Genomic DNA, 15,633 nt, shown 5'->3' on the forward strand with positions numbered 1-15,633 from the left:
ATACTGACACACGTTTCCCGCTGTATTTTCATTCCGCGAAACATTCTCGTAACCCAACGGCACCCTGTGGGAAATATCGGAGAGTACATTCTTCATACGTAAGTTCTCACGAATAAAGGAGCGATTGTGGCAGAGAATAAGATTTTCGCCCACACGCCTGAAGAAGTCGAAGCGCTGATCAACAAGGAAGGCATCGAGTATGTCTCCGTCCGCTTCACCGACCTCATCGGCGTCCAGCAGCATTTCACCGTGCCTGCCAGCGAGTTCACCGACAACGCCTTCACCGACGGCATGCCGTTCGATGGCTCTTCGGTGCAGGGCTTCCAGGCCATCAACGAGTCCGATATGAAGCTGGTTCCCGATGTGACCACCGCCTACGTCGACCCGTTCCGCAAGCACAAGACCCTCAACGTGGCCTTCTCCATCGTCGACCCGCTGACCGACGAGCCGTACTCGCGCGACCCGCGTCAGGTTGCCGCCAAGGCCGAAGCCTACCTGAAGTCCACCGGCATCGCCGACACCGCCTCCTTCGCTCCTGAGGCCGAGTTCTTCATCTTCGACAAGGTCCGCTTCGAGAACACCATGCAGCGCTCCTTCTACGAGGTGGACTCCATCGAGGCCCCGTGGAACTCCGGCGTCGACACCGAAGAGGACGGCACCCCGAACATCGGCTTCAAGAACCGCGTCAAGCGCGGCTACTTCCCCGTCCCGCCGATCGACCACTATCAGGACCTGCGTGACGACATGGTCGCCAACCTGCAGAAGGTCGGCCTCCAGCTTGAGCGCTCCCACCACGAGGTCGGCGGCGCCGGCCAGCAGGAGATCAACTACCGCTTCAACACCCTGCAGCACGCGGGCGACGACCTGATGAAGTACAAGTACGTCGTTCACGAGACCGCGTTCCTCAACGGCAAGTCCGTGACCTTCATGCCGAAGCCGATTTCCGGCGACAACGGCACCGGCATGCACTGCCACCAGTCCCTGTGGAAGGACGGCAAGCCGCTGTTCTACGACGAGAAGGGCTACGGCGGGCTTTCCGACATCGCCCGTTGGTACATCGGCGGCCTGATCAAGCACTCCTCCTCCGTGCTCGCCTTCACCAACCCGTCGCTCAACTCGTACCACCGTCTGGTTCCGGGCTTCGAGGCCCCCGTCAACCTCGTGTACTCCGCCCGTAACCGCTCCGCCGCCATCCGTATTCCGCTGGCCGGCACCTCCCCGGCTTCGAAGCGCATCGAGTTCCGCGCTCCGGACCCGTCCTGCAACCCGTTCCTCGCCTTCTCCGCCCAGCTCATGGCCGGTCTCGACGGTATTCTCAACCACATCGAGCCCCCGGAGCCGGTCGACAAGGACCTCTACGAGCTTCCTCCGGAGGAGCACGCCGGAATCAAGCAGGTTCCGAGCTCCCTGGCCGAGGCCATGGACGCGCTGGAAGAGGACCACGACTTCCTCAACGCCGGCGACGTCTTCACCGAGGACCTCATCGAGACGTGGATCGACCTCAAGCGCGGCGAAATCGACCAGGCCCGTCTGGCCCCGACCCCGCTTGAGTACGAGCTCTACTACCACATCTGATTGATTATCCTCAGAAATGGCTTGATTCCAACGGTTTGATACAAATCGGAATATAAGGATGAGCCTTAGGGAAGCCTCTTGGCGCTTGTCGCGCCAAGAGGCTTCTTGCATTCCCATAAGTCCTCTGGGCATTCCTTCCGGCCGTCATCGGCATCACGCTCCCGTGCATCTGTACAATGGAATAGTCCGCACGTCGTAGTCCGACACGTGCAATCAGAGAAAGACGCCTTCACCATGTTGCTCGTCACATTCCTGCTCATCGTACTTGCAATTGCGTTCATCGTGTTCCGCCTCAAAACAGCAGCCAAGCAGATGAAGCAACGCCGCAAACAGAAGTCCGGCGCAGCCGGACCCGCCGACTACGTATACTCGCAGTACGGACCGGGTGGGCGGAAAGAACATCAGTTCAATCCCAACACCGCGCCCGAATACACGGTCAGGCCGATCGAAGGCGATCCCAAATACGTGGGGACAATCAAGATCAATAACACGTGGATTCCGTTTGATAAGAACGGCTTCATCGACACCTGCTGCGTCTGCCACAAGAAAGTGTACAAAGACGACCGCTTCTACGCCCGTTGCGTGAACTGCAAGGGCATCACCTGCAAGGACTGCCACTACTGGTGCCCGTTCTGCGGCGTCGCCCGATGCGACGACTGCGCCCGGCTCGGCCATTTCGACGGCCACGACGACGTCATCTGCCCCAACGTCTCCTGGCACGGCCCCATGCAGCGTCAGCTGTAACGACCAGGGGCGGAGCCGCGTCCGCCCGGCTCCGCCCCTGGTCTCCGTCATACCCTGGTCTCCGTCATACCCTGGTCTCCGTCATACCTGGGTCTCCGTCATACCTAGATTTCCGTCTCCGCGAGAATCAAGTGGACGTTGGTACGCATGATCCTCGCATCGGAACGACTGATCTCCTTGCTCTCCAGCATCTCGCGGATGGTGTCCAGTTCCATGCGCAGCGCACTCGCCTTCACAGAGGCAAGACCGGCCGGATCGACCGGAATGCCGTTGATCGGCACTCCCCTGCCCTCGATCTGGTTCAGACCCTTGCGGTATTCGACGAGCAGATCGGTCACCACCTCCACCGAGACATACTGCTTGTCGAGCAGCACGTCATCCAGCCTGTCGATGATGTGGTTGTAGAGGGGCACCTGCACCTTGCGAATGGCCATGGTGCGTTCCGCCTCGATGGCGGGCGTATGCCGGGCGATCAGCGCCCACATGCGTCGCACCGCCGGCATGAGACGACGACGAAGCCGAGTAAGACGGAACCGCAGACCGCGCGGCCTCGGACCATCGGCATCGAGCCGCTCCAATGCGCCCTCCACATGGTCGAGCAGGTACTTCGCGCCCTGGATCTGCGTGCGTGTCTCCAAGTCGGGAGACTCGACTCCCCCGCGGGAGGCAAGCCTGTCGCGCAGCCAGTCGCGCTCCCACTGCAGGGTCCGTATGCGCAGTTCGTTGGCGTCTTTCAGCGTGGATGTGGGCAGGTTACGCTCCACACGCCGAATACGGTCGTTGTAGCCCTTCAACACCTGCGTGGTGGCGGTGTGGGTCTCCGGGGTGTCGTTGTCCACGATCTTCTCGATGGTGCGGCGCAGCATCTCGATGTCGCGTTTCGCCCACTCCTCCCTCGACGAATCCTCCGGCTTGGGTGAAAGCAGCGGCAGCATGACGTTCGCCAGCAGAATGGATATGACGATGTAGGCGGAGACGATGAACAGGATGACGTCCCTCACAGGCACGCTCGCCCCGTCGTCGATGGAATACGGCAGGGAATACGCCATGGCAAGCGATATCGCGCCCTTCGGGCCACCGAAGGTCATCACCACGGCGGAATGCCACCGTTCCGGGGTCATGCGCCTTCGCAGCCCCGTCTTCCTGTCCTTGGCGAGCCGCAACGTGGCGACGCACCATATGAACCGCAGCACCAGGGTCATGACGGTGAGCAGCGCCACCATGCCGAGCACCATCCACAGGTTCACGCGCTCGTCCTCCACAATGGTCCGCATGGCCCCGGGAAGCTGGATGCCAAGCAGCACGAACACAGTGCCGTTAAGCAGGAAATCAACGAACTGCCATACGGAGTTCGACACCAGATTGACGCGCGCCACATCGCCGCCCACGCCCTTGTGCTGGAACGTGATGACCACGCCGCATGCCACGACCGACAACAGCCCGGAGATGCCCAGGCCTTCGGCGGTCAGATACGCGCCGAACGGGAGGAACAGCTCCATGAGGATGCGCATGGTCACATCCTCCAGATTGTGCCGGCGCATGGTGAGAATCATGCGGTCGAACACCAAACCGATGAGGGCGCCCACGGCGGTGCCGAGGATGAAGCTGATGATCACCTGGCGGCTGAAGCTCACCGGCGAGAAATGCCCCGTCGACAGCGCCACCAGCATGGTCTGGAATCCTACGAGGCTCACGGGATCGTTGAGCAGGCTTTCGCTCTGCAGCACCGACCGCTGCCGTGGGGTCAGCTGCACCACGCCGCCCAGCTGGGCCACGGACACCGCGTCGGTGGGGCTGATGATGGCTCCCATGGCCACCGCCGCCATCATGGGGATCGCCGGCCACAGCTCATGCAACGTCACGCCGCTGAGGACCATCAGTACCAGCACGAGGCCGACGGCGAGCGACAACGACGGTCCGAGGTCCTGTTTCAGCGCCTTGCGGTCGATGCCGCGCGATTCGAGATAGAACAGCGGCACGATGAAGAACAGCATGAACATGTCGGGCTCGAAGGTGACGTTCGGCAACGACGGGGTGAAATACCAGATGATGCCGAACGCGATCTGAATCAGCGGCGTCGATATCTTCGGCACGAATCTGCTGAGGAACGACGAGACCAGTACGGCGAACAACACCTCGGTGACCAGAATCGCACTGCCCATGCCCATTTTCCCTGCTCCTTCACGCCGCGACGACACCCCGCACCCGCGGCGGCACAGGCGATGACGACCGCATCGCCAATACCTCAGTTTCCCATAGTAGGAATGTTCCCCGCATGAACGACAGACCCTAACGAATCCCTTACCGCCAAAATCCACGACGCGGCGTTTCCCTTATGATCCGTTAACAAGTCCACACTACGTCACCCGTTCCCGCAACGCGATTCGTTCGCCCCCTACGTGGCACATCACATGGCGATACGACCGACGCAACCGATACGACACGCCGACGATTTGCATACCGATGACTTATATGTATTATTTATGTCTTGTGCACGGCACAAAGCTCGCACAGGATATTCCTGCGTAGCTCAGTTGGCAGAGCATCCGACTGTTAATCGGACGGTCGCTGGTTCAAGCCCAGCCGCAGGAGCGAATGAAACCCGGAACCCATGGTTCCGGGTTTTCTGTTTTCACAGCACGGCCTAGGGTTATGGGCCAAATTGGGTTATAGGCCAAAATGTGGGGTTATAAACCAAAAATGGGGTTATAGGCCAAAACGGACACACATTCTGGCCTATAACCCGACTCTTTGACCCATGCCAAAGCCCGGCCATTATCCTCGACGCCCGGTCACCGCCGTTGTGATGCCATACACCACATAGCACAATACGATGATGACGACCATGTACATCAACGACGACCGCATGGACTCGTATACGCCGGACAACACGATGGTCCCCACGCTCAGCACCAGTGCCACGATGGGCACGACCGGCCACGCCGGCGTATGGAACGACAGCTCCCCGACGTCGCGTCCATCCCGCCTCATCTCCAGACGGAAGCGAATCTCGCAGACGGCGAGCACGATCCACACGATCACGATGGCCAGGCCGGCGCTCGACACCAGCGCCAGATAGATCACCGAAGCCGCGGTGACCGACGACAGCAACGCCAGCAGTCCGCCGAGCATCGCCGTGCACAACGCGATCAGCGGCACTCCGTGCTTCGTGGTGCGGGAGAACACCTGCGGGATCATATGCTCGTTGGACAGCGACCACAGCATGCGCGTGGACGCATACAGGCCCGAGTTCGCCGCGGAGAGGATGGCCGTAAGCACCACGAAGTTCATGAGGTCTCCGGCGAACGGCAGACCGATGGCATCGAACACGAGCACGAACGGGCTTTTGTCCACGCCGGCGTCCTGCCAGGGGATCAGCGCCGACATCACCACGATGGAACCGATGAAGAAGATGGCCAGACGCCAGAACGTGGTATGGATGGCCTTGGGGATGTTTTCTCCGGGATTCTTGGTCTCCCCCGCCGTAACGCCCAGCAGTTCGGTGCCCGAGAACGCGAACACCACGGTGGACATCGTGGAGAACACCGGCGCGAATCCGTTGGGGAAGACGCCGTCCTTGACGAGGTTCGTCAGGCCGGGCGCATGCGAATAGCCGGCGATCGGCAGAATGCCGACGATGGCGAGCGTGCCGATGGCGATGAACACGATGATGGCCACCACCTTGATGCCGGCGAACCAGAACTCCGCCTCGGCGAACGAGCGTACGGAGAGCGCGTTGAGGGTGAAGATCAGCACGATGAACAGGGCGCTCCACGCCCATGCGGGCGAGCCGGGGAACCATTTCTGCATGATGAGTCCGGAAGCGGTGAATTCGGAGCCGAGCGCGCCCATCCATGCGAGGAAGTAGATGATGGCAACGGTGAATCCCGTGGCCGGCCCGATGAACCGCTTGGCGTACACGTGGAACGAGCCGGTCTGAGGCATGTCGGTGGCGAGCTCGCCCAGACAGAGCATGACCATGTACACGTTGAGTGCGCCGATGGCGTAGGCGAGGATGGTGCCGATCGGACCGGCCTGATGGATGGTGTACCCGGAGCTGAGGAACAGTCCGGTGCCGATGACGCCACCCAGCGAGATCATCATGAGATGGCGGGTCTCCATCTTGCGTTGGAGCCCTGTGTGTCCGCCGGCGTGTGCCTCCCCCTCATCGGGATGCGCAGCACGCCGTGTTTCCGTGGCCTGTGTTTCGGAAGAAGCCATATCGTTCCCTTCGTCTTTGAATCGGCCCGACGCGGCGTCGCCATCCACGAATGCTCATTCGACAATGTATTCAACGGTGCATTCGACGGTGCATTCCGCAAGCCGATCCGTTTCACTGTAGGCCGAAGAAGGGTGCGTCAGGCCGGTCCTCCTCATGAAAACGCCTATATCGGCTATAGAAAGAAGCTATGACCGGTTACGGCCGGCGTGTGTCCGCGGCCTTGCACGCAAGACATGCAAGACATGGTTGTTTACAGGGCATCCTCGCGCACAAGGTTCAGGGGCATAGTCAGGGGCATGGTCACATGGTCCGATACATTGCCGGCTGTGCCCGCGGCATCATCCCCGAACCGCTTTCCGTGGCAGGCGCACCGCATGGCCGGGCGCATGGTCCCTCCCCTACTTCATCAGCGAGCTGCCGTTCACCTGCTGTTCGATGCGGTCGTAGGCCTGGGACAATAGCATGTTGCCGGGGACCGTGGTGAGCAGGAACGCCAGCGCGGCCACGATCACGGAGACCAGCAGTCCGGAGATGACGCGGATGGCGATCTTGAAGACCGCGTATGCCACGACCCCGCCGACGACGATGGTCAGCACCGTCTGCGCGGTGCCGGGCAGCTGCCCGTACCAGGTGATGATGTTGTTGATGGCCGATTCCATGGATGCTCCTTTTGTTGGGTGCCGACCCGATGATACACAACGCCAATCCGAGGAACCTGAACGGCCTCGGAGATTCCACCGGGGGCACGGGGCTCTCCGCGCTCGTTGCGCAATCGGCGTGTGGGACGCGCTACCGTTCGACGGGCAACGCCCTCACCCATTCGGCGGCGAGACGCGGCCAGCATGCGGCGAGCGGCTGGACGTAGTCGTCTTTCCCGGCGGGGGCGGTCTCGTCGTTGGCGAGCGCCAATCCGTGCGGCCCGTAGGGGAAGACGTGCAGCTCGAAACGCACGCCGGACCTGCGCAGCGCGGAGGCGAACAGCAGGCTGTTCTCCACTGGCACACTCCGATCCTCGAACGTATGCCACAGGAACGTGGGCGGCGTCTCGGCGGTCACATGGTTCTCCAACGACAGCCGTTCGACGAGGTCGGCGTCGTCTCCGGCGAGGTTGGCGAACGATCCGCGGTGCGCGAACTCGCCGGAGGAGATGACGGGATATCCGAGGATCATGGCGTCGGGCCTGAACCGGCTTGCGGGCAGGCCGATGCGCTCGGCGAGCCACGGCTCGCTCCACATGGTGCCGAGGCTTGCGCACAGGTGGCCGCCTGCGGAGAACCCGCATGGGATGATATGGTCCGGATCGATGCCGAACCGGTCGGCATGCGACCTCAGGTATGCGACCGCCGCCGCCAGTTCCAGCAGCGACTGCGGGAACCGTGCCGGAGCGACGCTGTAGTCGAGCACGCAGGCGTGGAATCCTTCGGCCACCATGCGCAGGGCCACGGGCTCCGCCTCGCGCTCGGAACGGAAATGGTATCCTCCTCCGGGGGCAACGACGATCACCGGCCGTGTGCGTCCAGGGTCGACGGCGTCGCGCCGTTCCTGGAAATACGTGGTGAGCGTGGCCGCTGAGCCGGCGACCGGCAGGGGAATCCTCTCGTGAATCATGGCCTTCCCCCGCTTTCCACGGTGATCCTGCATGCATCGCCGCCGCCGAACGCGTGCGGCACAGCGCTTCCCGGAATGGATTCGTTCATAAGGGCTCCTTCGATTGGCGCATCGACGCCGGGGCGCCGGTCTCCCCTCATCCATCTTCTACGAAGGCACGGATATCCCCGATATTCGACCGCCGGCAAGCCCCGATCGCGGACTCCGTGCCATAGCCTCACATGCGCTCTCGTTCATTCTCGCCAGCAACGCTCGTAGGGGATGCCGGTAAGCCGTTCGACGACGGTTTTCACCTCCGGTTCGACGTCGGCTTTGGAACCGCCGGCCCTGAGACGGTCGATCTCATCCAGCAGCATGAGGTCTCCCCGCTGGTCGAGGGTGAACCGTCGTCCGAGACGATACAGGTAGAAGCGTTCGGAGAGCAGTCCGAACAGGATGGCGCAGACTGCGCTGACGACGACGGCCCCGCCGATGATGCCCTGCGCCGTGGAGATGTCGAAGCCGCAGAAGTGCGTCCAGAACACGGCAAGGTACGTGCCGGCGAGCGTCGGACCGCCTCCGCCGTAGATGTCGCCCATCGCATAGCCCAAGGCGTTGCCGAGCGTGATCCTGGAGTGTCGTCTAGACCGGGATTCCACTGCTTCTCCCCCGCATCATGGTTCGTCGTATCATTCATCGCATCGCATGGGACCGTATCGTTCCCATGCGGCAATACACCTTACGCCGGGATTCGCATGACGCAACCATGATGCCGGCGTTGCCACGGTCGCTACGTCATTGCCGCGACGGCGACGTCCTCAGTAAGGCTGGTTGCCGTGGATGATGATGCCGCGTTCGTGTTTGAGGAAGTTGCGGGCGGATTCGCGGTCGATGTCGTGGCCGCGTTCGAGGCTGCGGTAGACGACGATGGTCTGCGCGCCGGGCGTGAGCGCCTTGAACGCCTTGTGGGAGTCCCAGCCGTCCCGCGCGATGCCGAGCGTGGGCTCCTGCACGTAGCCGTATCCGGCGGCATTGGCGTAGCCGTTGAACGGCAGTCCCCAGGCGTGGTGCCTGTCGAGTTCGGCGCCGTAGGCGTCGGCAAGCGGGAAGTCCCCGTCCTGCGCACCGTGCCGGCGTGCGAGGTCGTCGGCGGTGGCGCGGTCGTATCCGGAGTCCTCGGGCGGTGTGGGAAGCGGCATGTCAATCCCCGTTTCGTGGTTGTTCCAACGTTTTTCAACCATCATGTTTACACCCATGGCCGGTCAACATGCGTATGCCGTGACGGCCTTTCACGAGCCGGTCGCCCCATGCCCCGGCCTCATGCCGCGTCCGCCGCTATGCCGTCCGGGGACCGGTGCTTTCGCGTATGACGAGCCGCGTGGGGGTGCTCTGCACGGGCACGTCCACGTCGGCCGCCTTGAACCGTTTGAGCAGCGTCTTCGCGGCCTGCGTGCCCACGAGCCGCGTGGAACGGTGGATGGTCGTCAGCGCGGGCCATGCGAGCCGGCCGACGATGTCGTCGTCGATGCCGATGACCGAATAGTCGCGCGGGCACTCGTACCCCTCCTTGCGCATGGCGGCGATGAATCCCAACGCCATCATGTCGTTGTAGGCGATGACCGCGCCGGTGGGGTGTCGTAGATAGTCGGCGGCGACCTTGAACCCGCCCTCGTAGGTGGGGACGCCGGGCCAGTGCCGGCGAATCCTCAATCCCACTTCGGAGCACGCCTTGGTCAGTTCGTTCCAGCAGATGCCGGCGGACCATGAGTGGGCGGGCCCGTCGAGATAGGTGACGCGGTCGAATCCCATGTCCTTGAGATGTTCGGCCGCCTGCCGCATGCCGTCGGAGACGTCGGTGACGACGCTGGGCACGCCGCGGATGATGCGGTTGGTGACGACGACGGGCTTGACCTGCGCGCATTTGCGGATCATCGAATCGGGCATACGGCTGGAGGCGAGGATCACGCCGTCCGCATAGTATACGGCCCGGTCGAACGCCACGCGCTCCAGGGACGCGGACTCGCGCGATTCGCTGACCAGCAGCCCCGCGCCCTGCCGCGCGCACTCCTGCTGCACGCTGCGCGTGATGTCGGTGAAGAACTGGTTAGCCATGTCGGGCACGATGATGGCGATGAGCCCCTTATGGCCGCTGGACGGTCTCGACTCGATCGGCGTGCCATGGTATCCGAGTTCCTCGGCAACGGCGAAGATGCGTTTCGTGGTGGCCGGGCTCACTCGCCCGGGCATGGAATACGCACGGGACACGGTCGACGGGGACACTCCTGCGGCTTTCGCGACGTCGCGAATGGTCACCTTGCTCATTATCACTCCATCATGACACAAGATATCTTCTCCGTTTCAGTGTACGCATCGATGGCGCCGCAGCCCGCATTCGCCGGCCGTGCCGTGTCGTGTCGCTGACGTGCGGCATGGGCCCCGAAGCGGTCCGACGCGGATACGCGAAAAGCGTCCGGGGGACATAATCCTCCGGACGCCGATAACCGATCGCGGGAAAGAAGGTCAGACCAGCGGCGGCCTCCTTCCTATTCGGTGATGCCGTCCTTGAAGATGGCGATCTCGTGCATGCCGTACTCCTCGTTGCGCGTGTTCCTCTCGCCGTTTACGGTGGCCATCACGCTGGCGATGAAGTCGGGCAGCACCTCCTCCATGCGCTCGCTGAGCAGCCGGCCGGCGTTGAAGTCGATCCAGCGTGAATGCTTGGTGGCGAGCGGCACGTTCGTGGCTACCTTGTACGTGGGCACGTAGGTGCCGTACGGGTTGCCGCGGCCGGTGGTGAACAGCACGATGTTGCAGCCCGCGCTGGCCAGCGCCGCCGAGGAGACGAGGTCGTTGCCGGGGGCCTGCAGCAGGGTGAGGCCGGGTTCGACGGCCTGATGGCCGTAGGCGATCACGTCGGTCACCTCGCACTTGCCGCCCTTGCGGATGCAGCCGAGCGACTTGTCCTCCAGCGTGGTGATTCCGCCGGCCTTGTTGCCCGGCGACGGGTTCTCGCCGATCGGCTGGTCGTACCTGCGGAAGTAGTCCTTGAAGTCCTTGATGAGCCTGACGATGTCCTCGAAGGTCTTCTCGTCCTTGGCCTGGCTCATCAGCACCTGTTCGGCGCCGAACATCTCGGGCACCTCGGTGAGCACCACCTTGCCGCCCTGTTCGGCCAGCCATTCGGCGAACTTGCCGACGAGCGGGTTGGCGGTGACGCCGGAGAGGCCGTCGGAGCCGCCGCACTTGACACCCACGGTCAGCTCGCTGATCGGTATGGGCTCGCGATGGTCCTTGAGCGCGGCGGAGTTAATCTCCTCCAGCAGCTTGGCCGCGGTCTCGTATTCGTCGTCCTCAAGCTGGCAGATCATGAACTTCACGCGGTCGGGATCGTAGACGAGACCTTCCTGCAGGTCCCGCACGACCTCGTCGCTCGGCTCGGCGTCGACGCCGCAGCATCCCATAAGCGGGGTCATCTCCGACTTGAACTGCGGGATCTGGTTGTTCTCGCAGCCCAGACCCACGACGAGCACGCCGCCGGCGTTCGGATGCATGGCGATGTCCTGCAGGATGCGCTTGGTCATCTCATGGTCGCCGCCCAGCTGCGAGCATCCGTACGGATGGTGCGTGATGATGATGGAGTCGAACGCGCCACGGTCGGGGTGCAGGGCCTCGAACTGCTTGGCGATGTTGTCGCACAGCGAGTTGATGCAGCCGACTGCGGGCACGATGTACAGGTCGTTGCGCACACCGACCTTGCCGGTGGCGCGACGATAGCCCTGGAACGTCAGGTCGCTGGGCCTGCTGCCCGGCTTGACGACGTCCGGAACCGGATCGTACGCGTACTTGAGGTCCGGACCGAGGTTCGACTTCGTGTTGTGGGTGTGCACCCACGAGCCCTTGGCGATGTCGCATCTGGCGTGGCCGATGGAGTAGCCGTACTTGATGATCTGCTCGCCTTCGGGGATGTCCTCGATGGCGATCTTGTGGCCGCGGCCGACGTCCTCAAGCGCGACGACCGGCTCCGCAAGGCCCTCGACCTTGACGGCCTCGCCCTTCTTCAGGTCGCGCGCCGCGACGGCGACCTTGTCATGGGGGTCGAGATGAATCGTATCCATGATTGGAAAGCCCTTCCTAACACATAGCGATGAATGAAGACGCGAGGCCCCTTCCGACCATGCGCACATGACCGGAGGAGCCGTTCGCGTCCGAAACCGAATGCCTCAGGCGAGCGCCTTGATGAGCGGACGCATGCCTTCGGCCTTGATGGCGTCGAGGTTGGCGGCCACGGCGTCGACGAGTCCGTCTACCTTGGTGAGGTCCTGACCCCAGACCGACTCGTCGGCGAGGATGGCGGCCGCGTAGTTCTCGCTCTTCGCGGCCTCCTCGAACTTGGCGACGACGGCCGGGTCATCCGTGACGTTGACCTTGCCTTCGGCCAGTCCTCCGTAGGTGTAGATGAGTCCGGAGAGCGCCAGCACGAGACGCTTGGGCAGGCCGTGGCCGTCCTTCACGTTGTTCAGCAGCACCGGCAGGCAGCGGGTGACGTACTTGGCGGCGGAGTTGAGGCCGATGGCGTCGAGCGCGTGCTTGACGAACGGGTTGGCGTAGCGTTCGAGCACGGCCTCGGCGAACCTGTTGAGCTCGTCCTCGGGCAGGGACAGCACCGGGATGATCTCCTCGTGCATCTCCTTCTCGATGAACGGGCGCACATCCTCGTCGTTCATGGCCTCGCCCACGGTGGCGACGCCGGCCAGACGGGCCACGGACGCGAGCGTGGTGTGCGGGCAGTTGAGCAGGAACACCTTGCGCTCGCGGTACGGCTTGACGGATTCCGGCGTGACCAGGTCGATGCCGAGCTTCTTGGCCGGCAGGGCCTCGTCGATGGCCTCGGCGTCGCCGGCGATGACCCACAGCAGGAACGGCTCGGCCTTGACCATGTTGTTGTCCACGTAGCCGAGTTCGTTCCACAGCTCCTCGGCGCGGTCACGCGGGTATCCGGGAACGATGCGATCGACGAGCGTGTTGAAGAACTTGTTGTCGTTTTCGAGCCAGGACTTGAAGTCCTCGCCGTAGCCGAACCGGCCGGCCAGTTCGAGCAGGTACTTCTTCAGGGTGTCGCCGTTGTCGGCGATCAGTTCGCAGGGGATGATGAGGAATCCGGGCAGGCCGTTGTCGAAGCGGCGCTTGAGCAGGTGGATGAGCTTGGCCGGGTAGCTCTTCGGCGGCACGGTTTCGGCGGTGTCGGAATCGTCGAGGGCGATGCCGGCCTCGGTGGTGTTGGAGATGATGATCTTCGCTTCCGGCTCGTCGGCCAGGGCGAGGAACTCATCCCAGTCGTCCACGGCGCTGAGGGACTTGCCGATGGAGTCGATGAGTTCGCGGGACTGCACCTGCTCGCCGTTCTTCAGGCCTTCGAGGATGACGGTGTAGAGGTTGTCCTGGGCTGCGAGCTCCTTGGTGCGGCCCTGGGCGATCGGCTGCACGATGGCGACGTTGCCGCCGAACAGGTCGTTGTCGTTGAGCTGCTGAATGGTCCAGTCGACGAATGCGCGCAGGAAGTTGCCTTCGCCGAACTGGATGACCTTGATCGGGCGCTTGGCGGCGTCGGCGGTGGTCAGACCCTTGTCGATGGCGACTTCGGCGTTGAGGACCGGAAGATTGTTGTCTGTCATGTTTCCCTGCTTTCTGCTCGATGAAATGCGGTGGGCCAGCTTGGCGAAACGCCGTTACAGCTTCGTATTCCAGCACTTCGTTCTGCTGTCTTCAGGGTATGCGCGCGGCGTCCGGGCGGCTGAAATTGTTGCCAAACGTTGCCTTGTTTTGCGCCGGTGACGTTGTCAAGTCTTGACATCATCGCGATATGGGCGTATGCGGACGCCGTGATTCGCCGTCGACGAGATCGGCGACCGTGCGGGTGTGGCACGGAATACGCGATTCCGTGCCACGATCCCATCACGAATCCTGTTTCGCGCCCTCCATGAACCGCAGCGTATCAGCCTGGTTGGCGTTGACGGCGTTGCGCTGGCCCACCGCCAGCGAGAACGAGACGGAGCCGGCCGCCTCGTCTCCGCTTGCGGTCATGTCCAGCCGGTTGAGTTGCCGTCCGAACCCGTAGTTCAGGGTCACGTCGAGGCTGGTCAGTTCGGACGGGCCGGCCTCCCACGAGGCCAGGTCGTCCAACGCCTTGTCATACGAATAGTCGGGATTGTCCCGTTTGAACGTGTCCTCGACGTATTTCCGCAGGTCGGGATACGAGTCCTGATTACCCTGCCAGAACCGGGCGAACGCGCGGACAAGCTGTTCGACATCAAGCTGATAATGCAGTGTCGTCCCGCTGCCGGCACGCGATGTCTCGTTGACGGGGAATACGGCGGCCTGTATGTCCTTGTTGTCGAGTTCCTTGACGAGGAATTGCGTAGCCGCCGCGCCCATCTGCTTTTTGACGGTGTCGGACGGCTCGCCGGACGCCGTCGACGCCCCATCGGAACCATTGCCGGCGCCCGATGATCCGGAACCGTTGCCGGCGCTCTGATTGGTTGCGCACTGTTCGGCAAAGACGCGGCCGGCGTTGTCGACGTCGAGCCTCCCCTTGCTGACCAGCGCGTTCTTGGCGGACACCCATGCGGGCCCGCAATCGAGGGACGACAGCTGATCGCGGACGTCGTCCGGGGACGCATAATCGTAGTCGTCGCCGCTGGATACCGCATATGCGCCGCCGTACCACGCGAAACGGCCGGAATAGGATTCGGTTGTGTTGGTCACGGTGAATGTGGTGTCCGCCGACGAGGAGTCGGTGGTGTCGGCCAGCCGGAAGTATCCGTCCGCGGACAGGTTATTGGAGTCGCCATATGCGTCGTTCAGGGTGATCGAGGCCGTGTATTTCGCGCTTTTCAGACCGCTGAGGCTGTTGATGGCGTCGGCGGTGACCATGATGGGGTTGTTGCCATGCAGTCCGAGCATGATGGCGACGGTGTTGCGGTTCGGCACGATGACCACGCCCGATGCGACGACCACCGCCATGACGATGGCGACGATCAGGACGATGAGCCTGTTGCGGCGGCGGGGATCAGCCGGCGACGACACGGATCGGGCGGCGGACGGGACCGCCTGCCCCATCGGGACCGCCTGCCCCATCGGGACCGCCGACCTCATCGGGACCGGAGGTATGGCAGAGGACGGTGCGATGCCGGCCGTCAGCGGCACGGGGACGGGATTCGACGCTTGCCGCACACCCGCATCACCGGCGTTTCCGGGCAATGGCACGGCGGGGATCGCGGGCACGCCGGATGTTCCAGGAGCCGAGGGGACGTGACCGCCCGGCAGCGACGCGGGCGAAGCCGCGGACGGCGACGCGCCGCCCTCCAGGGCCGCCCCGCACTGCGGGCAGAACCTGGCCTTCTCCCGGCATCGGGCCCCGCACTGCATGCAGAACCGTGGAGCGTTCCCCTCGTTCATGATCCCCTCCCCTGTCACGGTTTCCCAACCGCCGTAATACATCCTTCCAC

At 63.1% G+C, this 15,633-nt stretch carries 12 protein-coding genes and 1 tRNA gene; 3 read left to right on the top strand and 10 right to left on the bottom strand.

Annotated features, from left to right (window positions below; genetic code table 11):
• Positions 1-126 precede the first annotated feature (126 nt).
• Together glnA and DF200_RS03440 are read left to right on the top strand one after the other, a co-directional pair.
• Positions 127-1,575 (top strand): type I glutamate--ammonia ligase, encoded by a 1,449-nt coding sequence (gene glnA / locus DF200_RS03435; RefSeq protein WP_109136901.1) that lies wholly within the window; start codon positions 127-129, stop codon positions 1,573-1,575.
• 207 nt (positions 1,576-1,782) lie between these two features.
• Positions 1,783-2,319, top strand: coding sequence for a hypothetical protein (locus DF200_RS03440; RefSeq protein ID WP_109136902.1), 537 nt, complete (start codon positions 1,783-1,785; stop codon positions 2,317-2,319).
• Positions 2,320-2,423: 104 nt separating this feature from the next.
• Here the strand turns inward: DF200_RS03440 and DF200_RS03445 are convergent, their stop codons facing one another.
• Positions 2,424-4,481 carry a cation:proton antiporter gene (locus DF200_RS03445; protein WP_158275763.1) on the bottom strand — a complete coding sequence of 686 codons (2,058 nt, stop codon included), beginning with the start codon at positions 4,479-4,481 and terminating at the stop codon, positions 2,424-2,426.
• A 357-nt stretch (positions 4,482-4,838) separates the two neighbouring features.
• Here DF200_RS03445 and DF200_RS03450 point away from each other — a divergent pair.
• Positions 4,839-4,911: transfer RNA gene (locus DF200_RS03450), tRNA-Asn, on the top strand.
• A gap of 183 nt (positions 4,912-5,094) precedes the next feature.
• On the opposite strand, the gene DF200_RS03455 is transcribed toward DF200_RS03450, so the two are convergent.
• The 9 genes from DF200_RS03455 to DF200_RS03495 form a co-directional block, all read right to left on the bottom strand.
• On the bottom strand, positions 5,095-6,540 hold the full coding sequence (locus tag DF200_RS03455; RefSeq protein ID WP_109136927.1) for an amino acid permease: 1,446 nt from the start codon (positions 6,538-6,540) through the stop codon (positions 5,095-5,097).
• Between the two features lie 399 nt (positions 6,541-6,939).
• Positions 6,940-7,200: a hypothetical protein gene (locus DF200_RS03460; RefSeq protein ID WP_109136904.1), complete on the bottom strand. Its 261-nt coding sequence runs from the start codon at positions 7,198-7,200 to the stop codon at positions 6,940-6,942.
• A 130-nt stretch (positions 7,201-7,330) separates the two neighbouring features.
• Positions 7,331-8,149, bottom strand: a complete 819-nt coding sequence (locus DF200_RS03465) for an alpha/beta hydrolase (protein ID WP_109136905.1) — start codon at positions 8,147-8,149, stop codon at positions 7,331-7,333.
• A gap of 233 nt (positions 8,150-8,382) precedes the next feature.
• A complete protein-coding gene (locus DF200_RS11090) occupies positions 8,383-8,787 on the bottom strand; it encodes a hypothetical protein (RefSeq protein WP_241520104.1) in 405 nt (134 codons plus the stop codon).
• A gap of 159 nt (positions 8,788-8,946) precedes the next feature.
• Complete coding sequence (locus DF200_RS03475) at positions 8,947-9,327, bottom strand: glycerophosphodiester phosphodiesterase (protein WP_146191999.1); 381 nt, start codon at positions 9,325-9,327, stop codon at positions 8,947-8,949.
• A 136-nt stretch (positions 9,328-9,463) separates the two neighbouring features.
• Complete coding sequence (locus tag DF200_RS03480) at positions 9,464-10,450, bottom strand: LacI family DNA-binding transcriptional regulator (protein WP_109136907.1); 987 nt, start codon at positions 10,448-10,450, stop codon at positions 9,464-9,466.
• A gap of 221 nt (positions 10,451-10,671) precedes the next feature.
• The gene (locus DF200_RS03485) at positions 10,672-12,243 is read right to left on the bottom strand and encodes a UxaA family hydrolase (protein ID WP_109136908.1); all 1,572 of its coding nucleotides are present in this window, start codon (positions 12,241-12,243) and stop codon (positions 10,672-10,674) included.
• Positions 12,244-12,348: 105 nt separating this feature from the next.
• On the bottom strand, positions 12,349-13,800 hold the full coding sequence (locus DF200_RS03490; RefSeq protein ID WP_109136909.1) for a tagaturonate reductase: 1,452 nt from the start codon (positions 13,798-13,800) through the stop codon (positions 12,349-12,351).
• A 280-nt stretch (positions 13,801-14,080) separates the two neighbouring features.
• On the bottom strand, positions 14,081-15,583 hold the full coding sequence (locus DF200_RS03495; RefSeq protein WP_146192000.1) for a zinc ribbon domain-containing protein: 1,503 nt from the start codon (positions 15,581-15,583) through the stop codon (positions 14,081-14,083).
• Positions 15,584-15,633 lie beyond the last annotated feature (50 nt).

This window comes from Bifidobacterium catulorum (assembly GCF_003129925.1).
Classification (GTDB): Bacteria; Actinomycetota; Actinomycetes; order Actinomycetales; family Bifidobacteriaceae; genus Galliscardovia; species Galliscardovia catulorum.

Bases quoted from the DNA above. Each gene is read 5' to 3' on its own strand.
- DF200_RS03460 (WP_109136904.1), bottom strand. From the start codon at position 7,200: ATGGAATCGGCCATCAACAACATCATCACCTGGTACGGGCAGCTGCCC.
- DF200_RS03490 (WP_109136909.1), bottom strand. From the start codon at position 13,800: ATGACAGACAACAATCTTCCGGTCCTCAACGCCGAAGTCGCCATCGAC.
- DF200_RS03465 (WP_109136905.1), bottom strand. From the start codon at position 8,149: ATGATTCACGAGAGGATTCCCCTGCCGGTCGCCGGCTCAGCGGCCACG.
- DF200_RS03445 (WP_158275763.1), bottom strand. From the start codon at position 4,481: ATGGGCAGTGCGATTCTGGTCACCGAGGTGTTGTTCGCCGTACTGGTC.
- DF200_RS03480 (WP_109136907.1), bottom strand. From the start codon at position 10,450: ATGAGCAAGGTGACCATTCGCGACGTCGCGAAAGCCGCAGGAGTGTCC.
- DF200_RS03455 (WP_109136927.1), bottom strand. From the start codon at position 6,540: ATGGCTTCTTCCGAAACACAGGCCACGGAAACACGGCGTGCTGCGCAT.
- DF200_RS03475 (WP_146191999.1), bottom strand. From the start codon at position 9,327: ATGCCGCTTCCCACACCGCCCGAGGACTCCGGATACGACCGCGCCACC.
- DF200_RS03495 (WP_146192000.1), bottom strand. From the start codon at position 15,583: ATGAACGAGGGGAACGCTCCACGGTTCTGCATGCAGTGCGGGGCCCGA.
- DF200_RS03485 (WP_109136908.1), bottom strand. From the start codon at position 12,243: ATGGATACGATTCATCTCGACCCCCATGACAAGGTCGCCGTCGCGGCG.